The organism is Halorubrum sp. B52, from assembly GCF_059752555.1.
The window spans coordinates 146,578-170,302 of the sequence record NZ_MWTG01000008.1 but is presented as its reverse complement, the minus strand read 5'-3'; the positions used below and the strand labels follow the sequence as shown (position 1 = coordinate 170,302).

Sequence of the window (23,725 nt, the reverse complement as noted above, 5' to 3'; positions counted from 1 at the left end):
GACGGAGGCGCCGGGTAGCGATCACGGGTGCGGCTCGTAGAACTCGCGGAGCGCCCTCCCGAACGTCGGCGCCAGCGTCGCGACGGCGTCGCCGACCAGCACGTCGCGCTCGGCGAACGCCCGGTCCACCTGCGCCCCGAGCGCGACGTCGCCGGCGGCGTCGCTCTCGAGGTACGCCCGCGCCGTCGTGAACTCCCGCTCCCGCTCGACGACGTACCGCTCGCCGTCGATGAACGGGCCGTACGTCTCCGGGTCGACGTCGTCGGCGTACGACTCGTAGAAGCTCGCGGCGTGTTTCCGCACCGCGACCGGCGGCCCCTCGTGGCGCTCGACCGCCGGCCGCTCGGCGACCTCCAGCTCGGCGTACAGCGCGGCGCGGACCGGCCCGGTCGGGCCGCGTTCGGCCCGCTCGTCGTCGACCATCGCCTGCGCGCGAAGCACGTCGAATCCGCGCGCGTTCAGCCCGCGGACGACCCCGTCGAGGGAGCGCCGGAGCTGGGGCCACAGCTGGTCGTCGACCAGGTCGGGGGCGTCGAACACGACGGCGATCGGGGTCGTCTCCCGCCGGTCGAGGTGGTCGCGAACCCCGGCGACGTCGAGCGGATCGGGGTCTTCCGGCTCGAACAGCGACTCGCGCGGCGCCGCGAGCAGCTCGCGGGCGTAGTGCTGGAACCGCGCCGCGTTCGCGGCGGAGAGGACCGCCGCGACGTTCCGGGTCGGGTCCGTGGGGTCGACGACGACGAGCGGGTCGTCGAACGTCGCCTCGGCGTGGCCCTCCGGGTCGAACTCCACCGGCGGGTGCCAGCTCCGCGCGGACTCGACGAGCGGGACGAACCCGCCGAGCTCCAGCACGAGCAGCTCCGTCAGGTAGCCGGAGAACCCCTCCGTGCGGAGGTCGCTCCCGTACGCGCCGATCCCCTTCAGAAACGCCTTCGCGAGCACGACGTCGCCGGCGAGCTCGTCGTCGAGCCGCGCGGAGAGGTACGCGTCGTGGAACGGAGTCCGGTCGACCGCGGAGACGAGCTCCGCCGCGGCCTCCACGTCGTGACACGGGACGAGGTCGACGTCGAACCCCTCGTAGGTCCCCTTCACGTACGGGTGTTCGGCGTACTCCTCGTGGCCGTCGGGGAGGACGGCGTGGCCGACGGCGAGCCCGTACTCCTCCAGTTCGGCGCGGTCGAGATCCGGTTCGAACCGAACGAACAGGTCGACGTCGCGGTCGCCGGAGACCCACGTCCCGCGGGCCGTCGACCCCACCTGCACCACGTCGGCCTCGACGGGGAGATCTGCGATCGCCTCGCGGGCGCGCTCGACGAGCTCGGCCGCGACCGCCCGCAGGTGCTCGCGTTCCTCGGATTCCGGGATCACCCGGTCGCGGACGCGCGCGAGGACCGCTTCGAGGTCGTCGGACCCGGGATCGTCCGACTCGGGATCGTCCATACCCGTTTCTCTCGCGGTCCGGCCGAAAACGTGTCGGTCGGCGGGGGCGACGAGTCGGTCCGCGGATCGATGGCGGCCGCGTTCCCCGTCGCCTTGTCAACCCGTCTCCCCCGAGTCGGGCGGAAACGAAAGCCATATCAAAACAACGCGAGTACCGAAAGATGAGCCGAAGTAGCTCAGTTGGTAGAGCGCCTCGCTGTTACGACGCTCGGCGGACTTCCCCCGAACGTCACAGTCACGAGGCGGTCCCAGGTTCGAGTCCTGGCTTCGGCGCCTCCTTCCGTTCAATTCCCAGCTATACTTTCACCAGATGGCAGGCATATTTTGTATCTCTCACTCTCTATCGAATATGCCAAACCGGAGCGAACAATTTGCTTCACTTGAAGAGCCGCAGAAACGCGGCCAAGCTGCCGAAGCAATCGTGAAATCCGAACTTGTGAGTTACGGAGTCTCTGTCTTAGTTCCCGCCTACGATAATGAGCCGTATGATATTGCGATTGAGGTGGAGGGTGATTTTCACCGTATTCAGATAAAAACCGCTTTTGAAGCGACAACTAACGGGGCAGTACGGTTCCGGACACGGAGTACTCGAACGAAGAGTTCGGGATACGAACGGGAGGGATACGAAGGATCTGTCGACTTCTTTGCAGTCTATGCTCCTGTGTGCGATGAAACGTATCTGATACCTATCGAGGAGGCTGGTGATACGCAAATGACTATCCGGTATGAACAGTCAAAAAATAACAATATCACGAACATAAACTGGCACGAAGACTACCTTTTTGATAAAGTACTATCCTCACTCTACTCCAACCCGATAACATAAAGAGGAACCGAGAGAGACGAATCGATAGAAGTGGGCCCTTAGCTTAGTCTGGCTCAAAGCGTTCCGCTCATAACGGAATGATCGCTGGTTCAAATCCTGCAGGGCCCATATTTCAGCGACAACCCTTCTCGCTACCGCCGGGGACCTCGTCTCGGCTATTCCAACAGCTCGACCAGCTGGTTCACGTCGTCGACGACCGCGTCCGCTCCGTTCTCGGCGAGCTTCCGGCGCCCCTCCTCGCCGGTCAGTCCTCCGGTCAGCACGCCGATTCCGTAGTAGACGCGGCCCGCGTCCTCGTCGTCGGCGTTGCGCGCGGTCCGCACGTCGTCGAGGGTGTCGCCGGCGAAGGCGACGCGCTCGGCGCCGAACCGCTCCGCGAGCTCGACGAGCGCCCGCGGATGGGGTTTTCCTTCCTCCCAGTCGTCCATCGTGAACCGCCGGTCCTCGGGGACGTCGAGACCGACGCGCTCCAAGGCGATCTCCGCCTCGGCCGCGGGCCGCCCCGTCAACACGCCCACGTCGAACCGCTCGGTGAGGTCCGCGATCGTCTCCGGGTCGACGAGCGTCGGCTCGTCGTGGATGTACCCCGGCGCCGACAGCGGCGGCTCGCCGCCCTCGAGCTCGCGGTACAGCTCCTCGCCGAGGTACAGCGCTTGGAACGTCTCGCGGAGGAGTTCGGTGTCCCACTGGTCGCGGACCCGCGCCTGCGCGACCCGGGGGAGGTCGCCGACGACCGCCTTCGCCGCGGCGAGGCCGCCCCCGGCCTCGGCGACCCGGTCGGTGAACGCGTCGGGGTCCATCCCGAGCCCCTCTCGGCGCGCCAGCACGTACAGCGCGGCCGCGTCCGTCAGCTCCCAGTCGTTGTTGAAGCCGCCGGCGTCCTTGAACGCCTGGACCGTGTCGCGGTCGATCGTCTTGCCGCACACCCTGTCGACGGACTCGATTATCGCCCGCCGGTACGAGTCGCCAACGTCGACGAGGACGCCGTCGATGTCGAGAACGACTGCGTCGACCTGCATACCCGTACGCCGGCAGGTGAGGGAAAGAACGTTCGGGTTCGCGGCCGATTCGGCCGGAAGCGCGTCACCGTCCGCGATCGACGTCCGGGGATTCGGGTCCCGCCGAGCCGCCGCGAGCGACGTAGACGGTGGTTCCGGCGAGCGACCGGCGACGGACCGGCACCGTCGGCTCCTCGAAGCCGAGGGTGGTGAACAGGCACGCGGCGTCGAGGCGCTCGGCGAGCGCGACCGTCGGGCGCTGGAGCTCCGCGGGGAGGTTGCAGGCGTACACCGCGTCGAGGTCGCCGACCGTCTCGCGGAGATCGGGATCGACCCCGCCGCCCGCGGCCTCCGCGAGACCCAGCACGTCGGCCTCGACGGCGCGGAGCGACCCCGCGGCCGTCGACTCCTCGGTCTCGCCGGCGGCCGCCAGCGTGCGCTCGCCGACGGCGACGTCGACGGCGACGACGTCGCGGCCGCGCTCGGCGAGCGATCGCGCGACGCCGGGGCGGTCGCCGACGCCGACCTCCAGCAGCCGGTCGTGGCGGGCGAGCTCCTCGACGAGCGCCCGACGGGGCGGTGAGACCACGGCGCGGGCTTTATGATTGGGGCGGTCATAAGCGGTTCCATGCTCGTGGACATCGTCCCCGTCGGGGAGGTCACCCCCCGCGTGAAACGGGAGGCCTCCGGCGCGCTCCGATCGGTATACGACTGTGACGTCACGGTCCACGACGATCAGCCGATCCCCGAGACCGCCTACGACGAGGGTCGCGACCAGTACCGCGCCGAGGACCTGATCGAGACCGTCAGCCGGGTCGGGGGCGGCGAGAAGAACATCGGGATCACCCCGCAGGACCTCTACTACCGCCGCCGGAACTACGTGTTCGGGCTCGCGTACCTCAACGGCAACGGCTCCGTGATCTCCACCCACCGGCTCCGGACCTCCTCCGACGGCGGCGTCTCCACGAAGCCCGCGGTCGACGTGTTCTCGGACCGCGTCCGGAAGGAAGTGGTCCACGAGATCGGCCACACGCTCGGGCTGGAACACTGCGACAACAGCAAGTGCGTCATGTCTTTCTCCCCGACCGTCCGCGAGGTCGACGTGAAAGAGGAGAACCTCTGCGGCTCCTGTTCTCGGCTGATCCGGTGACCCCGCCGGTAGAAGTAAACCCCGTCCTGTTCAACTAACGCCCATGGCCGCAAAGCCGGAATACCGCGACCGCCCCGACGTCGAGGTCGCGCTGCTGGACGCGCTCGTCGACCGCGGCGACGAGGGGATGACGGTGCTGGAGCTCCGCGCGGCCGTCGACGCCGACATCGACGCCGTCGAGGAGGCGCTCTCCGCGCTGAAGGAGGACTCGCTCATCACCGTCGAGAGCGAGGAGAGCGTCCGCGTCTACGCTCACGACCGCGTGGTTCCCGACCCCGACGCGCCGAGCGAGGAGCCCCGCGACGGGCTCGTCGACACGATCCGCGACCGGCTCGGGCTGTAGTCTCGTCCGCGAGCCAGCGACCTTTTGCCGCTCCCCGGCCTCGTTCGAGGTATGACTCTCGTCTCCGGCACGCACGGCGCCCACGGCGCGACGTACCGCGACCGCGGCGGCCGCCGGGTGGTCGATCACTACGGGAAGCCAGAGCGCGTCGGAAAGGCGGTCCGCAACGTCGTCGGCGTCATCGAGATGGGGTACGGCGTGCTCGCGATCACCGGCGAGGACCGCGTCGAGTTCGTCGACAACGCCGTCACCAACCGCGTTCCGGCCGAGGACGGACAGGGAGTGTACGCGCTCCTGCTCGACCCGCAGGGCGGCATCGAGACGGACATGTACGTGTACAACGCCGACGAGCGGCTCCTCGTCTTCCTCCCGCCCGAGCGCACCGAAGACGTCGCCGAGGACTGGTCGAGCAAGGTGTTCATCCAGGACGTGACGGTCGAGGACGCCTCCGACGAGTTCGGCGTGTTCGGCGTCCACGGCCCGAAGTCGACCGAGAAGATCGCCTCGGTGCTCGGCGGGCCGGGCGCCCCGGAGAAACCGCTCTCGTTCGTCCGCGGCTCGATGGTCGACGCCGGCGTCACCGTGATCGCGACCGACGCGCCCCTCGGAGAGGAGGGGTACGAGGTCGTCTGCGCGGCCGACCACGCCGAGGAGGTGTTCGACACGCTGATCAACCGCGGGCTCAACGCGGCCCCGTTCGGCTACCGGACGTGGGACGCCCTCTCCGCCGAGGCCGGCACGCCGCTCTTCGAGTACGAGCTGGAGGGGACGGTGCCGAACGTCCTCGGGCTCCGGAACGCCCTGGACTTCGAGAAGGGGTGTTACGTCGGGCAGGAGGTCGTCTCCCGCGTCGAGAACCAGGGACGCCCGAGCCGCCGGCTCGTCGGACTCAGGCTCGACGGGGTCGCCGACGCGACCGCCGAGATCGACGGCGACGCCGACCCGGAGGGGTACGACGAGGTCCTGCCGACTCCGGGCGCGGCCGTCTTCGCCGGCGACGAGGCGGTCGGCGAGGTGACTCGCGCGGCGGTCGGTCCCGCCTCGGGCGAGCCGATCGCGCTGGCGCTGGTCCGGTACGACGCCGACCTCGATCCGGTGACCGTGCGCGTCGACGGCGACGAGGTCGCGGCGGCCCGCGCCGATCTCCCGTTCGTCGACGGGAGCGCTCGGTCCGGACGGATTCCGACGTACCCGAGCGACGAGTAGCCACACCGGGGTTGCGGTCGGCGCGTGCCGCCGAGCGCCTGTAAGGCGCGAGGTGCACGCGCGAGGGAGCCGGTGAGCGCTCGGAGAGCGCGAACCGCGAGGCTGGGGAGGCGTGAGGCTGCGGTGCGGAGCGGTTGGGCGGGACTCAAAGGGGCAGTCGCGAGGACGGCGCAGGCGACGCAAGCACCGCAACGAGGGCGCGAACGAAGTGAGCGACCGAGTGAGGCGTGCAGCGAGCGTGCGCCGTCCTCGCGACTGGGGCTTTGGAGGTGTTCTCTGAGGATCCGGATTCGACCGCATATAGCCGAGCGGCTGGGGCTTTGGAGGTGTTCGATATGGATCCCCAATCGACTATTTATAAACGATCAGCTGGATGTTCGGCGGTGTTCGCCGACGTTCCGCCGATACCATCGGTGTATAGCGAATCACTCAGTCAGACGATCCGGTCGCTCGTCAGAGCACGAACCGCACCGCCGAGTAGATCCCGTAGCCGAGCGCGAGCGACCCGACGAGCGATCCGATCCACGCGAGCACCGTGTACCCCATCTTCGCCCGGCTGACGCCCGCGTCGCCGGCCGCGTAGCCGGCGCCGACGATCGCGGAAACGATGATCTCGTTGAACGAGACGGGGATCCCGAACGCGACCGCGGTCTGCGCGATCGCGAACGACGGGATGAGCGCCGAGATCGACCGCCGCGGACCCATCGAGGCGTAGTCCTGCGCGATCGCCTTGATCATCCGCGGCGCCCCGGTCCACGAGCCGGCCAGCAGGCCGACGCCGCCCCCGACGAGCAGCGCCCACAGCGGGATGCCGGCGTCGCCGACGAACAGGGGCACGAGCGGCCCGATCGCCAGCCCGACCTGCGACCCGCCGGCGGAGAAGGCGACGAGCCCGCCCATCGCGAGCAGGAACCGCCGCTGGGCGCCCTCGCGGTCGCGGCCGAGGTCGAGGTACACCGCGGCGGTGACGACCGCCGCGACCGCGACCGTGACGAGCGGGGTGCCGATCGCGCCGACGCCGAGCCCGGGGCCGACCGCCTCCGAGAGCGACGCCTGCTCGCCCGGCGGGCCGAGCAGCGCGAACCCGACGTTCGCGACGATCGCACCGACGAGTCCCGCGAGCCCCGCGGTGAGCGGTCGCTCGGGGAGGCGCTCGCCGATCAGCGAGCGCGCCACGACGTACGCGATGCCGCCGCCGACGAACGGGGTCAACACCCACAGCGAGAGGATCTCCCTGTACTTCGGCCACGCGGGGTCGCCGCCCATCGCGAGGCCGACGCCGACCACCGCGCCGGTGACGGTGAACGCGGTCGCGATCGGGTACCCCGCGAAGACGCCGACGGCGACGAGCCCGGCGGCGGTGACCAGCGCGACGATGGCCGCGCCGGCGGTGAGCGTGACGCCGCCGATCAGCTCGGTGCCGACCGCCTCGGTCACGTTCGCACCCTGCAGCACCGCGCCGAGCAGCCCGAGGACGCCGACGACCAGGCCGGCGCGCATCACGGAGATCGCGTTTGCGCCGACCGCCGGCGCGAACGGGGTCGACCCCGACGAGCCGGCGCCGATCGACCACGCCATGAAGAGGCTCGCCGCGCCGGCGACGCCGAGGGTGAGGACGGTGGCGACGACCATTACCGCTGGCCGTCCTCGTATCCCTCGCGGAGTCCGGTCAGGGTGCGCCGGACGAGCAGAAACCCGAAGAAGAAGAGCCCGAGAAGGCCGACGAGAATGATGACGAACAGCGGTTCGACCGAGAGCATACCGTTGAATCCGTCGGAACGGTGTTATGCGTTTCGGCAGCCGCCTCCGTCGCCGGCGATCGCCGGTGACTAAAGCGCACTTTTGTCCCTAAGCTAGGTATAAGCTATCTCCGGCGGAAGGTCGAAACGCGACCCCCCGCTTCGGCCCTCCCCCCGCGATCGCTCCGCGTCGAGCGGACCGGTCCGACGTTCGTGCCGCTCTCCCCTGCCCGCTCCGCCGATCGCTCCGGGCTGCCGACGCGGTCCGGCCCGCGGGGCGTCGCGTCCCGCCCGCTTTCCCCCTCCGCGGGCGGTGCCTTCTCACGCCCGAATCCGGAACGTCTCGAAGACCTCGCCGGTCGGCGTGACGAGCCGCCCCTCGAGCGTTCCGTCGCCGTCCTCCCCCTCGCCCGCCGGCTCCAGCTCGGCGTGCGCCGGCCGGTTCCCCCGCGGCTGCGCGTGGCTCCCCGGGTTCAGGAGCGGGAGCCCCCCGGTGTCGTCGAATCGCGGGCGGTGGCTGTGGCCGCAGATCACGGCGTCCGCGTCGCGCCCGCGCCCGAGCATGACCAACCCCGTGTCCCCGCTGCGGTGGCGGTGGGTGACCGCGAACCGCACGCCCGCGTACTCGACCGTGCGGACCTCCGGGAGTCGATCGCGGATCGCGGCGTCGTCGTTGTTACCGTACACCCCCCGGAGGGTCCGCGCCGCCGACTCGAAGGCGTCGAGCACCGGCTCGCGGTAGAAGTCGCCGACGTGGACGACGAGGTCGGCCGCGCGGACCGCCTCCGCGGTGCGCCCCTGCAGCTTCGACTCCTCGTGCGAGTGGGTGTCGGAGACGACGACGAGCATACCTCCCGTCCGTGCGCGTCCGGTTTAAAAAGCGCGCCCGCCGATTTCGATATATGAGTGCTTGCGCTGCGGTGGCGTCGCCGGCGCTACGCGCCGGCTGCAAGCGAGAGCTTCGCTCTCGCCCTGCGCGCCTCCGAGCGCCCAGCGGGTGCGAGCAACCCGCGCCGGGCCGTCCGCCGAGGCCGGGGCTTTGGAGTGGTTCTCCGTGGGTCTCGCACCGATCACGTAGATCCGACCGGCCGGAGGGTCGGAAGCCGTCACCGGACCCGAGACGGTCGATCCCCGCTCACCGTGAAAATCGGGATCGGTGGAACCAATCGAACCGACCAGCGCGGCCGAGGCGGTCGGTCCTAGTCGTCCGCGGCCGCGGCGTCGGCCTCGCCCTCGTACAGCTCGCCGGCGCGCTCGCGCTCGGAGAGGTAGTCGTCGGCGTCGAGCGCGGCCTTCACGCCCATCCCGCTCGCGGTGGCCGCCTGCTGGTAGTGGAAGTCGACCACGTCGCCCGCGCCGAAGAGGCCCTCGACGCCGGTGCGCGTCTGGCCGCCGCCGCGGCCGCCCTCGGTGATCAGGTAGCCGTCGTCGTCGGTCTCGATCCCCGTCCCCTCGAGGAAGTCCGTGTTCGGGGTGTGGCCGATGGCGAAGAAGACGGCGCCGACGTCGAACTCGTACTCGTCGACCTCGTCGGCGGTCGCCGGGTCTGCCAGCTTCTCCGTCGGGTGGCCGTCCGGGTGTTCGACGAGCGTCACGTGGTCGACGCCGTCCTCGGGCGTGCCGTGGATCTCCGTGAGCTCGGTGTTGAGGAGGAGCTCGATCTCGCCGTCCTCGACCTTGTCCATCACGCGCTCGATCCAGACGTCCTCCGCGCGGAACTCCTCGCGGCGGTGCGCGATGTACACCGTGTCCGCGAACTTCGTCAGGAAGTTCGCCTCCTCCATGGCCGCGTCGCCGCCGCCGACGACGAGCATGTCCTCGCCGCGGAAGAAGGCGCCGTCGCAGGTCGCGCACGTCGAGAGGCCGTACCCCATCAGCTCGTCCTCGCCGGGGACGCCGAGGGTCCGGGCGCTGGCGCCCGACGCGGCGATCACGGCGTCGGCGGTGTAGACGTCGCCGTTCGTGAGCGCGACGCGGAAGTGACCCGCCGGCTCCTTCGAGACGTCCTCGATGACCCCGTTGCGGGCCTCGGCGCCGAACTTCTCCGCCTGCGCCTTCATGTCGTTGATCAGCTGCGGCCCGGAGATCCCCTCGGGGAAGCCGGGGTAGTTCTCCACGTCGGTGGTGAGCGTGAGCTGGCCGCCCGGCTCGTCCCCCTCGATGAGCAGGGGGTCGTTGTTCGACCGCGCGGCGTAGATGGCCGCGGAGAGCCCCGCGATACCGGTGCCGGCGATGATCAGTCGGCGGTGGTCGACAATATCGTCAGTCATGCAATACTGTTCGCCACCGCGAAGTATGTAGGTTGCGCCATCGGGCGCGACGGGCGGCCGACCGCGGGAACCCCCTCGGTTCCGTCGTGAGACGGTCGCTCACTCGGTCGGGAACTCCGGCGGCGCGCCGGTCGGCTGCGTCGGCGCGTCGGCGAGCGCCTCGAAGAAGCGGCCGGAGACGAACGCCTCGACGACCTCCGGCAGCGACTCTGACTCCGAGACCTCCTTCAGAATGCCGAGGGGAACCTGCGCGCCGGCCATGGTGGCGTGGCCGCCCGCGGAGCCCACCGGGTCGAGCGCGTCGCGGAGCAGCTCGCCCACGTCGAGCTCCGCGCCGCGCGACCGCGCGGAGCCGTAGATCACCCCGTCCATGTAGCCGTAGACGAACGTGACCGTGATCCCCTCGAGGTCCAAGAGGCGCTCGGCCGCCTGCGCGAGGGTGTCGCGGTCGCTGATCTCGCCGACGCAGGAGGCGACCGTCGACTCCCGGACGTCCCGCCCCTCGATGGCGTTCGCGAGCACTCGGAGCGTCTCCTGGCTCACGCTCGGGCTCTCGACGCGTTCGAGCGTCGACTCGTCGGCGAGCGGCGACAGCGACGCCGCCGCCTCGAAGTCCGGGATCGACGTCGACCGAGTGAAGTCCTTCGTGTCGATCCGGATCCCGTACAGCAGGGCCGTGGCGAGCTCCCGCTCCGGCTCGACGCCGAGCCGCGAGAGGTACTCCTCGATCAGCGTGCTCGTCGCGCCGGCGTCCGGCCGGATGTCGACGAACGACCCCGCGACCGGCCCGCGGGGCGGGTGGTGGTCGACGACCACGTCGACGGGATACTCCTCGGGGAGGCTGTCGTTGATCCCCGCCCGGGAGTGGTCGACGAGGGCCACCCCGTCGTAGTCGTCGAGGTCGATGTCGTCGAACGTCGACAGCGAGAGGTCGAGTAAGTTCACCATCGCGCGGTTCTCCTGGTGGGCGATCTCGCCGCCGTAACAGGGGTCGGCGGGGACGCCGACGACGTCGGCGACCCGCGCCAGCCCGATCGCGCTCGCGATGGCGTCCGGGTCGGGGTTGTCGTGCGCGACGACGAGGAGGGGACCGGAGAGCTCGCGGAGCGTCGAGAGCAGCCGGACCGGCAGCTCGTCGCCGTCGGCGCCGGTCGCCCGCCGGACGCGCGCGGCCAACGCCTCGACCGGGTCGACGACGCGGTCGGCGACCGCCTCTAACGCCGACTGCTGGGCCGCGGTCGGGTTCGTCCCGACGTGCGCGACGATCATCGCGTCCGGGTAGCGCTCTCTGGCGGCCTCCGCGGCGGCGACGTTGCGCGCGGGGTCGTCGCTCGCGACCAGCACGACCGCGGCGCGGTCGGGGTACGCCGACGGGTCGGTGGGATCGGCCTCGACGGTGGCGACGTTGCGGTCGCGGAGCGTCGACACCCATCCGGTGTCGTCGGTGATCGCGACGAGCTCGACGCCCTCCTCGCGGCTGCGGTCGACGAGCGTGTTCCCGACCGCGCTACAGCCGAGCAGCAGACGCCGGGCCATACGGGCGCGACGGGGTGCGAAAGGAAAACGCTGCCGTCATTCGCCGGGGACGTCGGTGCCGTCCTCCCGCAGCGCCCCGTTCACCGCGGCGGCGACGTCGACCGCGGCGCGGTTCTCCGTCACGTCGTGGACGCGCACGAGGTCGGCCCCCCGATCCGCGGCGAGCGCGGTGGCGGCGACGGTGGCGTGCTCGCGGTCGTCCGGGTCGCGGCCGACCGCCCCGAACATCGACTTGTGCGAGTGGCCGATCAGCACCGGGCAGTCGAGCGCCGCGAACTCCCCGACGCGGTCGAGCAGCTCGAACGCCTCGGCCGCCGACTTCCCGAAGCCGAGCCCGGGATCGACGATCACTCTGTCGCGGTCGATCCCGGCCGTGTCGGCGAGCGCCAGCCGCTCGCGGAGCGACGCGATCACGTCTCCCACCACGTCGTCGTACTCGGGGTCGTTCGACGGGTCGACCGGCGCGTCGAGGCTGTGCATCACGACGACCGGGCAGTCCGCCTCGGCGACGACCTCGCGCATCGCGGGGTCCTCCAGCCCGGTCACGTCGTTGATGATATCGGCTCCGGCCTCAAGCGCGGCCTCCGCGACGTCCGCCTTCCGCGTGTCGACCGAGATCAGCACGTCGCCGTCGGCGACCGCCGGCACCGACTGGACCGCCTCGATCGTCGGGACGACGCGGTCGATCTCCTCGTCGACGGGAACCGGATCCGCGCCCGGCCGGGTCGACTCGCCGCCGACGTCGAGGACGTCGACCCCGGCCTCGACCATGCGCTCCGCGCCCGCGACCGCGTCCGCCAGCGCCTCGTGGCGCCCGCCGTCGTGGAAGGAGTCCGGCGTGACGTTGAGCACGCCCATCACCGCGGTGCCGTCGGTCCACGGGTAGTCGTGGCCCGAACCGGCCTCGGAGCCGGACCCTCCCTCGGTGTGTGAGTCGTCCTCGTCGATCCCGAGCCGGTCGGCGAGGTCGACCGCGACGCCCGCGAGTCCCTCGCCCTCCCGGGCGCGCAGGCGGTCGAGCAGTTCGCGGTACGCCGCGACCGTCGCGCCGAGCGTGATCGGCACCTGCTCGCCGCCGGGGACGCGACCCTCGCCCGCGCCGAGCCCGCCGATCGCGGCGTCACCGCCGACCGCCCGGACCGCGGCCGCGAGGCGCTCGGCGCGGTCGCCGCGGAGTCGGAGCGTGAGCACGCGGTGGTCGATCCCATCGGTGTGGGCCGCGGCCGCGTCGGGCGGGACCCCGGCCGCCTCGAGCGTGCGGCGCGCGTCGGCGCCTCGGTCGGCCCCGTCGCGCTCGCCCGCTCCGCCGACCGACCGCGGCGTCACGGTCCGGAGCCGGGCCGCGCGCGCCTCGGCGACCGCGAACAGCGAGCCGACGAGCAGCACGCAGTCGTCCGGGTCGGCGCGGGCGACCGCCGCGTCGAGTGCGGCGGCCACGTCGTCGCCGACGGTCACCTCGTCGACGCCGGCGTCGCGGAGCGCGACCGCGAGCACCTCGGGGTCCTCCGCGCGGTCGAGCGCCGGCCGGCAGGTGACCGCCGAGGCGGCGTCGGGGAGCGCGCTCGCGGCGCCCGCGTGGTCCTTGTCGTGCATCGCGGCGTACGCGAGGTGGAGGTCGTCGTAGTCGTACTCGGCGAGCGTCCCCGCGAGCGTCCGGCAGGCGGCCGGGTTGTGCGCGCCGTCGAGCACGGTCAGCGGCGCCGTGTCGACCACCTCGAACCGACCGGGCCACGTCGCCCGCGCGAGCCCGTCGCGGACCGCCGACTCCGGGAGGGGGTCCGCTTCCGTCTCCTCGCTCTTTCCGTCGTCGGCCACCGCGGCCGCGGTCCGCCGGGCCAGTGCGACGGCGACGCCCGCGTTCGTCGCCTGGTGGTCGCCGACGAGCGGGATCCGGTAGGTTCCCGCGACCTCGCCGGCGAGCGTCACCTCGGCGTCGGTGGGGCTCACGCGCCCGTCGTAGGCGACGGAGAGGGCGGGGGCGTCGTCTCCCTCGCTGTCGGCGTCCGCGTCTCCTTCGCCGTCGGCGTCCGCGTCCGCATCCGAGGCGGCCCCCGCCACCGTCGCGACCGGCGCGCCCGCCTCGCCGGCGACCTCGCGGACGACGTCGAGCGCCTCGCCCTCGCAGGCCGTCACGAAGGGGGCGCCCGGCTCGGCGATCCGCGACTTGGTGCGGGCGATCTCGCCGATCGTGTCGCCGAGGACCGCGGTGTGTTCGAGCGAGACGTTCGTCACGGCGGTCGCGACCGGGGCGACCGCGCTCGTCGCGTCGTACTCGCCGCCGAGCCCGACCTCCAGCACCGCGACGTCGACGTCGCGGCGCGCGAACTCGCGGACCGCCATCGCCGTGACGACCTCGAAGAAGGTGAGCGGCTCGCCGGCGGCCGCGCGCTCGACGAGCCACGGCTTCGCCTCCGCGACGAAGGCGGCGATCGCGTCCCCGGTCATCGGGAGCCCGTCGACGCGGACCCGCTCGGCGAGCGCGGAGAGGTGCGGCGAGGTGTAGAGCCCGACCGAGAGCCCGGCCTCGCGCAGGATCGACTCGGTCATGCGCGCCGTGCTCCCCTTCCCGTTCGAGCCGGCCACCTGCACGAACGGCACGTCGTCCTCGGGGTTGCCGAGCCGGTCGAGCAGCGCCGCGACGCGCTCGGTCCCGGGCTTGACCGAGAAGCGGCGGAGGTCGAAGAGGAACGCCGCCGCCTCGTGGTAGTCCATGTCCCGTGGGTCGGCGGCGCGTCGCTTAGGCGTAACGGACCGGGGCGAACGGCGGGGTCGTCACCGGCCGCGAGGGCCGGCGGTCGCACCGCCCTCGACGCGAAGAGCAACCCTTACGCGCGCGGCGACCCGACCCGGTCGCATGAACGAGACCGCGGCCGCGTCGGCCGCCGGGGAGGGGACGGAGGGGCGCGACGCCGCCGGCGACCCGGCGCTCGTCGCCGAGGGCGTCCGGCGGTCGTACGGCGACGTCGTCGCGCTCGACGGGGTCGACCTCCGCGTCGAGGCCGGCGAGGTGTTCGGGCTTATCGGCCCCAACGGCGCCGGCAAGACCACGCTCGTCCGCGCGCTGACGGGGACGACCGACGCCGAGGGCGACCTGCGCGTGTTCGGTGTCTCGCCCCGCGAGGTCGACCCGCAGCGGGTCGGCCTCCTTCCGCAGTCGTTCGACCCGCCCGAGCGCCTCACCGCGAGCGAGCTGGTCGACTACTACGGCGGGCTCTACGACGCCGCCCGCGATGTCGGCTCGGTCCTCCGAGACGTCGGGATGGCCGACGACGCCGACGCGTGGTACGAGACGCTCTCCGGGGGACAACAGCGCCGGACCTGCGTCGCGACCGCCATCGTCAACGACCCCGACCTGCTGTTCCTCGACGAGCCGACGACCGGGATCGACCCGGCCGGCCGGCGGTCGATCCACCGCCTGATCGAGCGGCTCGCCGACGGCGGCACGACCGTCTTCCTCACCAGCCACGCGATGGACGAGGTCGAGCTCCTCGCCGACCGCGTCGCCCTCCTCCGAGACGGCGCGGTCGTCGCCGTCGGCCGACCCGACGAGCTGATCGCCGAGCACGGCGGCGCGCCGCGGCTGGACGTGACCCTCGACGGACCCGCGGGCGAGGCGGTCGTCGACCGCGTCGGCGAGCGCGCCGCGGAGACGCTCGCGGGCGGCGCCGAGGGGGTCGACGTCGAGTCGACCCGAGGGGGGCTGCGGGTCCGCGGCGTTCGACCCGAAGCGATCGGCGAGGCGGTCGACGCCCTCGACGCGGCCGGCGTCGCCTTCGAGTCGCTCGCGTGGTCCGAGCCCTCGCTGGAGGACGTCTACCTGCGGCTCACCGGCGAGGAGTACTCGCCGCGCGAGGGAGCGGGCGGCGCCGCGGAGCGCGCCGGCGACGAGGCGGCGCCCGACGGGGGCGCCGTCGATGACGCCGCCAACGGAGGCGACCGATGACCCGCGTCGGTCGGGTCCGCACCGAGGCGACCGCGGCGGCGCGGTCGTTCCTCCGCCGACGGACGGCGGTGTTCTTCACGTTCTTCTTCCCGGTGATCCTCGTGATGATCTTCGGCGCCTTGGTCCGCACCCAACCCACCGGCGGCGGGCTGTTCGCGGAGCCGGCGGGGTACTACATCCCCGGCTACCTCGCGGTCGTCGTCCTCTTTACCCCCCTCTCGCGGGTCGGCTCGGAGATCGCCCGCCACCGCGACGGAGGGCGGTTCGAGAAGCTGGCGACGACCCCGCTCTCGCGGGCGGAGTGGCTGCTCGCGCACACCCTCGTCAACGTCGCGATCATCGGCGCGGCGAGCCTGCTGATCTTCGGGCTCGTGCTCGCGGTGACCGACGCCGAGCCGGTCGTCTCGCCCGCGCTCGCGGTCCTCCCCGTCTTCGTCGCCGTCGGCGTCGCGCTGTTCTGCGGGCTCGGCGCGGTGCTCGGCGCGCTCACCGACTCGCAGGACGGCGTGATCGCCGCGAGCAACACGGTCGCGCTCCCCCTCCTCTTCCTCTCGGAGACGTTCGTCTCCCCCGACCTGTTGCCGGCGTGGTTCCGCCCGGCCGTCGCCGCCTCGCCGCTGACGTACTTCGCGCGCGGGACGCGGGCGGTCGTCCACGAGCCCGGCGCGTGGGCCGGCGACCTCGCCGTCCTCTCGGTCCTCGCGGTCGCGTTCCTCGCGGTCGGCGCGTACGCGGTCCCGCGGACGGACTGAGGCGGAGAGGGTATCGGACGAACGAGCCGCCGTCGTCGAAGCCGGTCATTTATATCGCCCGGCGCCGTCTCGGCGAGACGAGAGAGGTCCAGTTTGACGACCGTTCAATTCACCTGTTCGGACTGCGCGCAGACCATCGAGGTCAACGAGGAGATGCGGGAGACGATCCTCGCCACGGGCTGTCCGGTCTGTACGACCGGCGCCAGCGAGGACGACTTCTCGGACGATCCCGACGACGGGTAGGGGCCCGCCCGGACGCAGTGCTCGCGGGGTCTGAGATCGAAAACGCGAGCGACCGCTACTCCTCGTCGCGCTCGACGACGATCGTCCGTCCGGTGAGCCGGTCGGGGACGAACCGGTAGAGGTCGATGTCGAGGTCGGACTTCCCGTCGGCCCAGATCTCGAACAGCGGCCGGCGGGTCTCCCCGTACTGCGCGATCGTCTCGGGCGTGAGCTCGTCGAGGTCGACGCGGCGGAGCGTGCCGACGCCGACGACGCTCCCGTACTCGTCGCCGTCCTCCTCGTACACCACGATCCGCGCCTGCGGCTCCGAGGCGAGGAACGCGCGCTTCTCGCTGTCGGGCGTCGACACCAGCCGGAGGAAGGCGTCGCGGGACTCCTCGTCGAACCCGTAGGAGATCGGGATCGCGTACGGCGTCTCGTCGCGCGCGAGCGAGAGCACGCCGGTCTCGTGGCGCGAGAGGAACGCGTCGACCTCCGCGTCGGTCATCTCGACCTCGCTGTTCGTCGCCATACCCAAGCAGTCGGCGTACGCCGGGATAAAGGACACGAGACGGATCGGGCGCGGGGGGAGAGCGGGAACGACGGGATCGGCGGGGGGTCCTACGCGGTCTGAGGGTCGCTGATGTCGCTCTCGGTGACGGGCTCGCCGCAGACGACGCAGCCCACGTCGAGCAGCGTCGCCCGCATGGCGTCGTCCACCTCGATCGACCGACGGCACTCCGGGCAGACGAACGTGTGAGTCCCTGGACTCGTCATGGATACGGGTACGACACGGACACTCATGAAGGATGGTTTGGATTCCTGAAGTTTCGGAATCCGGTCAACGGCGGCTTTCGGCCGCACGCGGCCGCTCAGTCCAGTAGCGCCGAGAGCAGCTTCCGCTGTGCGGCCGCGATGTGCTCGGTGAACGTCGAGCGGTCGATGCCGAGTTCCTCGGCGACCTCCCCCGCGTTCGCCCCCTTGGGGTGATCGAAGTAGCCGGCGTCGTAGGCGACCGTGAGCACCTCGCGCTGGCGCTCGGTGAGGTCGCTCCGGTCGACGGTGACCAGGTCCGACTCCTCGGGCGTCGACGACGACTGGAGGAGCCGCAACACCTCCATGTCCGGCGACGACTCCCGGAACGCGTCGAGCACCGACCGGAGCGTCGGGAGGTCGGTCGCGTGGAACGTGACGAGGAGTCGCCCGTCCCGGACGGTCGTCTCCGACGCCGGGAGCCCGTGGCGGTCGAGCACCGCGAACGGCGACTCCTCGTCGGGGTCGGTCTCGAACCGATAGGCGGCCTTGGCGCCGTAGTCGAAGACGACGTCGACCTCCTCGGGGACGGACAGGTCGGCGTCGGCGATGAACTCGAAGACGGCCGTCCCCGCGGCGCCGTCCGGCGCGCTTCGCGCGACGCTGTAGATCGGCGTCGACCCGTCGGCGACGCCCTCGAACGGCGACGGCGTCCCCGCCGGGAGCGAGACCTCCGCTCTGATGCCGGATCCCATCTGCATCCGTCCGTGACCGCCCCCGGGCAAAACGTTGACGCCGTGGAGCCGTCGGCGGTCCCGTCGGCCGGCGCTCACGCTTCGCGCCGCGCGCGGCCGAGCGTCGGATCTCGCGCGGTCGAAACCGGCCGCGTCCCGCTCTCGCTTATAAAACACCCCTCATATGCAGGGGCGGTGTTGGGGTGGGTGGAGCCGGTATCTACATCCATGAAGCGACAGGCCTCGTACGCGACCGGACCGACGACGGTGACCGAGGGCGACGAGACGCTGGACGCCACCTTCGACGTCCTGGCGGACCCCGACTGCCGGGCGATCCTCGGGGCGGCCGACGCGCCGATGACGACGAGCGAGCTGGCCGACGCGTGCGACATCGCGCTCTCGACGGCCTACCGGAAGGTCGAGCGACTGAGCGAGACGCCGCTGTTGGTCGAGGGCGTCCGCTTCGACCCCGAGGGCGACCACGCCGCCGAGTACTCCCGCGGCGCCACCGACGCGACGATCGAACTCGGCGACGACGGGGTCACGCTGACCGTGGAGGACGGGGGCCCCGACTCGCTCACTGCGGTCGCCGAAACGACCGGAATCTCGGCCGACTGACCCCGAGTCTTCGACTTTTTCTCCCCTGATAATCGGGCGGTCAGCCTTATGTACCGCATGGCGATCCCTTACCGTATGAACGCCGGACCGGATCCCGAGACCCTCCTCGACCTCGCGCAGGACAAGGTCGTGGTCCTCGACGAGGACGGGATCTACCGGCACGTGAACGCGGCCGCCGTCGACCTGATCGGATTCGACCCGGAGGGGCTCGTCGGGACGGACGCGTTCGAGTTCGTTCACCCCGAAGACGAGGCGCGGCTCCGGGAGACGTTCGCGGGGATCGTCGCCGGCGAGGTCACCCCGGACGAGCCGATCGAATACCGCTACGCCACCGCGGACGGCGGCTGGGTGTGGCTCCGGACCCGGGTTCACACCCCCGCGGAGACGGGCGTCGACGGCTACGTGTTGACCTCCCGCGACGCGACCCGCGAGGTGGAGTCGCGGCGGCGGCTCGAGACCATCGCGTCGGTGTCGCCCGACGTGTTCTGGATGTTCTCCGCGGACTGGTCGGAGCTCCTCTTCGTCAACGACGCCGTCGAGCGGGTGTTCGACATCGCCCCGGAGCGGCTCCGTCGGAACCCCCAGAGCTTCCTCGACGCGGTCCATCCCGACCACCGGCCGTACGTCGAGCGGGCGATGGAGCGGCTCTCCGCCGGCGAGTCGACGCTGATCGACTATCGGCTCGGAACGGAGGACGGGCCCACGCGGTGGGTTCGGGTGCCGGGCGAGCCGGTCGTGGAGGACGACGAGGTCGTCGCAGTCATCGGATTCGCGCGCGACGTCACCGACGAGTACCGCCGAGAGCGACAGCTCGCCGTGATGGACAACCTGCTCCGGCACACGATCCGAAACGACATGAACATCGTCGACGGCACGGCGGAACGGATCGCCGACCGCGTGGCGGGCGCGGACGCGTTCGACCCCGAATCGCCGCCGAGCGACCCGGCCGAGCTGGCCGACCTCGGAGCGGAGCTCGCGGAGCACGCGGAGACGATCCGGCGGATCGCCTCGGACCTGTTGACGACCGCCGAGAAGCAGCGCGGCGTCATCGACCTGCTGCGCCGGCGCGGCTCGCCGCGGTCGATGGAGGTCGCCCCCGTCGTCGAGGAGGCGCTCGGGATGATCGCCGACGACTGCGACGACCGCGGCGAGATCGACGTCAGCTACCGCGACCCGACCGCCGGTGGAGTGCGCGACGACGATCCGACCGACGATGCCCCGGCCGCCGACGACCCGGCCGACGATGCCCCGACCGCCGACGGGGAGTCCGCCGCGAGCGTGACCGTCTCGTACCCGCGCGACGTGCGGGCGTTCACCCATCCGGAGCTCGACTACGCGATCGCCGAGCTCGTCGAGAACGCCATCGAGCACGCGGAGTCGACGCCGCGCGTCCGGATCGACGTGACCGAGACGGCCGAGACCGTCGAATTCGCGATCCGGGACAACTGCCCGCCGATCCCGTCGGAGGAGCGGTGCGTCATCGCCGACCGGTGGGAGATGGACGACCTGCGCCACACCGGCGGGATGGGGCTGTGGCTCGTCTACTGGGTCGCGAACCGGTCGGGCGGCGACCTCTCGTTCGACACCCATCCGAACGGGAACGTCGTCACCCTCAGCGTCCCGAACGCCGCCCGAGAGGCGGGGGAAGACCCGTTCGCGACGGCGACGACGCCCGAGCGCCCGCAGGCGGCGGACCGGGCGCGCGGCGGGAGCGACGCCGACGGACGCGGCGACGCCGCCCCGGAACCGGGGGGCGAAGCGGGAACGAACTGAGAGCGGGGGAGACGGAGTCAGCGGATCTGTCGGATCGGAGCGGCTACGCACCAGTCGGCGGAGATCCATCGACCGAACCGGACGACTCCCGATCGATCGTTAGTTATTGACTCGACTACCGAAAACGCTCCCACCGATCTTAAGCCGGAGGTTCGCGTATATCGGGGTTGATGGGTACGCTCAACGAGCTGTTCGACCCGGATCGGGTCGCTGTCGTCGGCGCGACGTCGCGCGAGGGGGCCGTCGGCCGCGCCGTCACGTCGAACCTCCTCGACGACTTCGACGGCGACACCGTTCCCGTCAACCCGAACTACGACGAGGTGCTCGGGACGCCGTGCGTCGACGAGGTGGCCGACGCCGACGCCGACGTCGCCGTGATCGTCGTGCCGCCCTCGATCGTGCTGGACGCGATCGAGGCGTGCGGCGCGGCCGGCGTCCGGAACGTCGTCGTCATCACCGCCGGGTTCGGCGAGACGGGGGAGGACGGGGCGGCGAGGGAGCGGCGCCTCGCGGAGATAGCCGACGAGTACGACCTCGACCTCGTCGGCCCCAACAGCCTGGGGATCATGTCGACGCCCTCGGGCATGAACGCGACGTTCGGCCCGGAGAACGCGCTCCCCGGCGGGCTCTCCTTCATGAGCCAGTCGGGGGCGTTCGTCACCGCGGTCCTCGACTGGGCCAACGACAACGGGATCGGATTCAAAGACGTGGTCTCGCTCGGCAACAAGGCCGTCCTCGACGAGACGGACTTCGTCGACCACTGGGGCGACGACGCGGAGACCGACGTGATCATCGGCTACCTCGAGGGGATCGAGGACGGCCGCGAGTTCATCGACACGGCCCGCGAGACGACGCAGGACACCCCGATCGTCGCCGTGAAGTCGGGGCGGACGAGCGCCGGCGCGCAGGCCGCCTCCTCGCACACCGGCACCCTCGCCGGCTCCGACAAGGCGTACGAGGCCGGCCTCGACCAGGCGGGCGTCATCCGCGCCGAGTCGGTCGACGAGCTGTTCGACTCCGCCGGAATCTTAGGGAGCCAGCCGCTCCCCGACACCGACAGCGTCGCCATCGTCACCAACGCCGGCGGCCCCGGCGTGATGGCGACCGACGCCGTCGGGGACGCCGACCTCGACATGGCGTCGTTCACGCGAGAGACGACCGATCGGCTCGCCGAGTCGATGCCCGACGAGGCGAACATCCACAACCCGGTCGACGTGATCGGCGACGCCGACGTGGAGCGGTTTCGCGAGGCGCTGGAGATCACCGTCACCGACGACAACGTCGGGGCGGCCCTCGTGCTGGCCGCGCCGACGGCGACGATCGACTTCGCCGACCTCGCGGACGCGATCGAGGCGGTCAGCGAGGAGATGGACGCCCCCGTCGCCGCCTGCCTGATGGGCGGCGACCGGACCCGCGAGCCGAAACAGCAGCTCCAAGCGCGGGGGATCCCCTGCTACTTCGACCCCGCCCGCGGGATCGAGAGCCTCGCGACGCTGGCGCGGTACCGCGACATCAGGGAGCGCGAGTACGCGGACCCGATGTCGTTCGACGTCGACCGCGAGCGCGCACGCGAGATCCTCGGGACGGTTCGCGACCGCGACGACAACCGCCTCGGCGTCGAGGCGATGGAGCTGCTCGACGCGTACGGGATCCCCACGCCGGCCGGCGAGATCGTCGACACCCCCGAGCGCGCCGCCGAGGTCGCAGCCGACGTCGACGGCGACGTCGTGATGAAGATCGTCTCGCCCGACATCCTCCACAAGTCCGACATCGGCGGCGTCGCCGTCGGCGTCGGCGACGAGGACGTGGCGGACACCTACGAGGACCTGATAACCCGGGCGCGCAACTACCAGCCGGACGCGACCGTGCTCGGCGTGCAGGTGCAGGAGATGGTCGACTTGGAGAACGGGGTCGAGACGATCGTCGGCATGAACCGCGACCCGCAGTTCGGCCCGCTGCTGATGTTCGGGCTCGGCGGCATCTTCGTGGAGGTGATGGAGGACACCACCTTCCGCGTCGCGCCCGTCTCGGAGCCGGAGGCCCGCGAGATGACCGAGGAGATCCAGTCGGCGCCCTTACTGCGGGGCGCCCGCGGCCGCGACCCGGTCGACGTCGACGCCGTGATCGAGACGATCGGCCGGCTCTCCCAGCTGGTCACGGACTTCCCGGCCATTCTCGAACTCGACATCAACCCGCTCGTCGCACTGCCCGACGCCGACGGGGGCACGAACGCCGCCGCCGTCGACGTGAGACTCACCGTTGACCCGGAGGAACTCGACCAATGACAGACACCACCACGACACTCGTCACCGCGACCGGAGAAGGCGCCGGAAAGACAGCGATCACCGTCGCGCTCGCGCGGCTCGCCGCCGACCGCGACCGCAGCGTCGGTTACATGAAGCCGAAGGGGACCCGCCTCCAGTCGAACGTCGGGAAGACGCTCGACCAGGACCCCATGCTCGCCCGCGAGGTGCTCGGCCTCGACTCCGAGATGCACCAGATGGAGCCCGTCGTCTACTCGCCGACGTTCGTCGAGGGCGCGGTCCGCGGCACCGAGGACCCCGGCGCGCTCCGCGACCGGGTCCGCGAGGAGTACGAGGAGCTCGCCGCCGACCGCGACCACATGTTCGTCGAGGGCGCCGCCAGCTGGACCACCGGCGGCGTCGTCGACCTCACCGACGTCGACGTCGCTGAGCTGCTCGACGCGCGGGTGGTGCTCGTCGCCGGGTACGGCTCCCCGAACGACCTCGACGACGTGCTCGCGGCCGCCGACGCCTTCGGCGACCGCCTCGCCGGCGTCGTCTTCAACAAGGTCTCCGACGACGCGTTCGACTCGCTCGACCAGGACGGGATCCCGTTCCTCGAGTCGAAGGGGATCACCGTGTTCGGCGCGATCCCCCACGAGAAGGAGCTCGCGGGCGTCACGGTCGGCGAGCTCGCCGACGAGCTCGGCGCGGAGCTGCTCACCGACGCCCCCACCGACGGCTTCGTCGAGCGCTTCCTCGTCGGCGCGATGGGCGGCGACGAGGCGCTTCGGTACTTCCGGCGCGCCCGCGACGCCGCCGTCATCACGGGCGGCGACCGCGCCGACGTCCAGACCGCGGCGCTCGACGCCTCGGGGGTCGCCTGTCTCGTCCTGACCGGCGGCCACCGCCCCTCCGGCGCGGTGCTCGGGAAGGCCGCCGACGCGGGCAAGCCCGTCCTCGCCGTGAACACCGACACCGTCACCGCGATCGACCGGGCCGAGGGGATCGTCCGCAGCGGGCGGACCCGGGACGCGCGCACCGTCGACCGGATGGCGGAGCTGCTCGACGCGCACGTCGACGTCGACGCGCTGGTCTGAGCGGCGGCCCCAGCTCCGATCGCGGCGGCGACGCTCGCGTCGCCGCGCTCCCGTCGGCCCCGCCACACCCGCTCCGTCC

Annotated in this window: 23 protein-coding genes and 2 tRNA genes; 13 read left to right on the top strand and 12 right to left on the bottom strand. The window is 71.5% G+C overall.

The window, feature by feature from the left end; genetic code table 11:
• Positions 1–21: 21 nt before the first annotated feature.
• Positions 22–1,440, bottom strand: coding sequence for a CCA tRNA nucleotidyltransferase (cca, locus tag B4V04_RS06595; protein WP_498230234.1), 1,419 nt, complete (start codon positions 1,438–1,440; stop codon positions 22–24).
• 165 nt (positions 1,441–1,605) lie between these two features.
• On the opposite strand from cca, the gene B4V04_RS06590 reads away from it, so the two are divergent.
• From B4V04_RS06590 to B4V04_RS06580, 3 genes are all read left to right on the top strand, one after another.
• Positions 1,606–1,713 (top strand) — tRNA-Asn (locus tag B4V04_RS06590).
• A gap of 76 nt (positions 1,714–1,789) precedes the next feature.
• Positions 1,790–2,266 carry a group I intron-associated PD-(D/E)XK endonuclease gene (locus B4V04_RS06585; RefSeq protein ID WP_498230233.1) on the top strand — a complete coding sequence of 159 codons (477 nt, stop codon included), beginning with the start codon at positions 1,790–1,792 and terminating at the stop codon, positions 2,264–2,266.
• A 32-nt stretch (positions 2,267–2,298) separates the two neighbouring features.
• Positions 2,299–2,374, top strand: a tRNA-Ile gene (locus tag B4V04_RS06580).
• A gap of 47 nt (positions 2,375–2,421) precedes the next feature.
• Here B4V04_RS06580 and B4V04_RS06575 read toward each other — a convergent pair.
• Positions 2,422–3,285 carry a TIGR01548 family HAD-type hydrolase gene (locus tag B4V04_RS06575; RefSeq protein WP_498230231.1) on the bottom strand — a complete coding sequence of 288 codons (864 nt, stop codon included), beginning with the start codon at positions 3,283–3,285 and terminating at the stop codon, positions 2,422–2,424.
• A gap of 64 nt (positions 3,286–3,349) precedes the next feature.
• Positions 3,350–3,853: a UPF0146 family protein gene (locus tag B4V04_RS06570; RefSeq protein ID WP_498230229.1), complete on the bottom strand. Its 504-nt coding sequence runs from the start codon at positions 3,851–3,853 to the stop codon at positions 3,350–3,352.
• 39 nt (positions 3,854–3,892) lie between these two features.
• On the opposite strand from B4V04_RS06570, the gene B4V04_RS06565 reads away from it, so the two are divergent.
• From B4V04_RS06565 to ygfZ, 3 genes are read left to right on the top strand one after another with little or no spacing between them, the layout of a single operon-like run.
• Positions 3,893–4,414 (top strand): archaemetzincin family Zn-dependent metalloprotease, encoded by a 522-nt coding sequence (locus B4V04_RS06565; RefSeq protein WP_498230228.1) that lies wholly within the window; start codon positions 3,893–3,895, stop codon positions 4,412–4,414.
• 43 nt (positions 4,415–4,457) lie between these two features.
• A complete protein-coding gene (locus B4V04_RS06560; protein WP_498230226.1) occupies positions 4,458–4,757 on the top strand; it encodes a DUF6432 family protein in 300 nt (99 codons plus the stop codon).
• Positions 4,758–4,808: 51 nt separating this feature from the next.
• The gene (gene ygfZ, locus B4V04_RS06555; protein WP_498230224.1) at positions 4,809–5,963 is read left to right on the top strand and encodes a CAF17-like 4Fe-4S cluster assembly/insertion protein YgfZ; all 1,155 of its coding nucleotides are present in this window, start codon (positions 4,809–4,811) and stop codon (positions 5,961–5,963) included.
• Between the two features lie 453 nt (positions 5,964–6,416).
• On the opposite strand, the gene B4V04_RS06550 is transcribed toward ygfZ, so the two are convergent.
• The 6 genes from B4V04_RS06550 to folP all read right to left on the bottom strand — a co-directional run bounded on the left by B4V04_RS06550 (position 6,417) and on the right by folP (position 14,220).
• Entirely contained in the window at positions 6,417–7,595 is a 1,179-nt protein-coding gene (locus B4V04_RS06550; protein ID WP_498230222.1) for an inorganic phosphate transporter, read from the bottom strand.
• Complete coding sequence (locus tag B4V04_RS06545; RefSeq protein ID WP_254922009.1) at positions 7,595–7,723, bottom strand: DUF7859 family protein; 129 nt, start codon at positions 7,721–7,723, stop codon at positions 7,595–7,597. The genes B4V04_RS06550 and B4V04_RS06545 overlap by 1 nt, the downstream gene beginning before the upstream one ends.
• A 300-nt stretch (positions 7,724–8,023) precedes the next feature.
• Positions 8,024–8,551 carry a metallophosphoesterase gene (locus B4V04_RS06540; RefSeq protein ID WP_498230220.1) on the bottom strand — a complete coding sequence of 176 codons (528 nt, stop codon included), beginning with the start codon at positions 8,549–8,551 and terminating at the stop codon, positions 8,024–8,026.
• A gap of 350 nt (positions 8,552–8,901) precedes the next feature.
• Positions 8,902–9,972 carry an NAD(P)/FAD-dependent oxidoreductase gene (locus B4V04_RS06535; RefSeq protein WP_498230218.1) on the bottom strand — a complete coding sequence of 357 codons (1,071 nt, stop codon included), beginning with the start codon at positions 9,970–9,972 and terminating at the stop codon, positions 8,902–8,904.
• A 99-nt stretch (positions 9,973–10,071) separates the two neighbouring features.
• Positions 10,072–11,508, bottom strand: coding sequence for a DHHA1 domain-containing protein (locus B4V04_RS06530; protein WP_498230216.1), 1,437 nt, complete (start codon positions 11,506–11,508; stop codon positions 10,072–10,074).
• Positions 11,509–11,544: 36 nt separating this feature from the next.
• Positions 11,545–14,220, bottom strand: coding sequence for a dihydropteroate synthase (gene folP / locus B4V04_RS06525; RefSeq protein WP_498230214.1), 2,676 nt, complete (start codon positions 14,218–14,220; stop codon positions 11,545–11,547).
• Positions 14,221–14,362: 142 nt separating this feature from the next.
• On the opposite strand from folP, the gene B4V04_RS06520 reads away from it, so the two are divergent.
• From B4V04_RS06520 to B4V04_RS06510, 3 genes are all read left to right on the top strand, one after another.
• Positions 14,363–15,451 carry an ABC transporter ATP-binding protein gene (locus B4V04_RS06520; protein WP_498230212.1) on the top strand — a complete coding sequence of 363 codons (1,089 nt, stop codon included), beginning with the start codon at positions 14,363–14,365 and terminating at the stop codon, positions 15,449–15,451.
• Positions 15,448–16,203 (top strand): ABC transporter permease, encoded by a 756-nt coding sequence (locus B4V04_RS06515; protein ID WP_498230211.1) that lies wholly within the window; start codon positions 15,448–15,450, stop codon positions 16,201–16,203. Before B4V04_RS06520 ends, B4V04_RS06515 begins: the two co-directional genes overlap by 4 nt.
• 93 nt (positions 16,204–16,296) lie before the next feature.
• The gene (locus B4V04_RS06510) at positions 16,297–16,446 is read left to right on the top strand and encodes a DUF7560 family zinc ribbon protein (RefSeq protein ID WP_144799741.1); all 150 of its coding nucleotides are present in this window, start codon (positions 16,297–16,299) and stop codon (positions 16,444–16,446) included.
• 55 nt (positions 16,447–16,501) lie between these two features.
• On the opposite strand, the gene B4V04_RS06505 is transcribed toward B4V04_RS06510, so the two are convergent.
• The 3 genes from B4V04_RS06505 to B4V04_RS06495 all read right to left on the bottom strand — a co-directional run bounded on the left by B4V04_RS06505 (position 16,502) and on the right by B4V04_RS06495 (position 17,933).
• Entirely contained in the window at positions 16,502–16,957 is a 456-nt protein-coding gene (locus tag B4V04_RS06505) for a pyridoxamine 5'-phosphate oxidase family protein (RefSeq protein WP_498230204.1), read from the bottom strand.
• Between the two features lie 89 nt (positions 16,958–17,046).
• Complete coding sequence (locus tag B4V04_RS06500; RefSeq protein WP_170938315.1) at positions 17,047–17,202, bottom strand: DUF7560 family zinc ribbon protein; 156 nt, start codon at positions 17,200–17,202, stop codon at positions 17,047–17,049.
• Positions 17,203–17,297: 95 nt separating this feature from the next.
• Entirely contained in the window at positions 17,298–17,933 is a 636-nt protein-coding gene (locus tag B4V04_RS06495; RefSeq protein WP_498230202.1) for a helix-turn-helix domain-containing protein, read from the bottom strand.
• Between the two features lie 207 nt (positions 17,934–18,140).
• Here B4V04_RS06495 and B4V04_RS06490 point away from each other — a divergent pair, with 207 nt between their 5' ends.
• The 4 genes from B4V04_RS06490 to B4V04_RS06475 all read left to right on the top strand — a co-directional run bounded on the left by B4V04_RS06490 (position 18,141) and on the right by B4V04_RS06475 (position 23,646).
• On the top strand, positions 18,141–18,530 hold the full coding sequence (locus tag B4V04_RS06490; protein WP_498230200.1) for a helix-turn-helix domain-containing protein: 390 nt from the start codon (positions 18,141–18,143) through the stop codon (positions 18,528–18,530).
• Between the two features lie 75 nt (positions 18,531–18,605).
• Complete coding sequence (locus tag B4V04_RS06485; protein ID WP_498230199.1) at positions 18,606–20,303, top strand: PAS domain-containing sensor histidine kinase; 1,698 nt, start codon at positions 18,606–18,608, stop codon at positions 20,301–20,303.
• Between the two features lie 170 nt (positions 20,304–20,473).
• Positions 20,474–22,588, top strand: a complete 2,115-nt coding sequence (locus B4V04_RS06480; RefSeq protein ID WP_498230198.1) for an acetate--CoA ligase family protein — start codon at positions 20,474–20,476, stop codon at positions 22,586–22,588.
• Positions 22,585–23,646 carry a phosphotransacetylase family protein gene (locus B4V04_RS06475; RefSeq protein ID WP_498230196.1) on the top strand — a complete coding sequence of 354 codons (1,062 nt, stop codon included), beginning with the start codon at positions 22,585–22,587 and terminating at the stop codon, positions 23,644–23,646. Before B4V04_RS06480 ends, B4V04_RS06475 begins: the two co-directional genes overlap by 4 nt.
• The last annotated feature ends 79 nt before the right edge of the window (positions 23,647–23,725 follow it).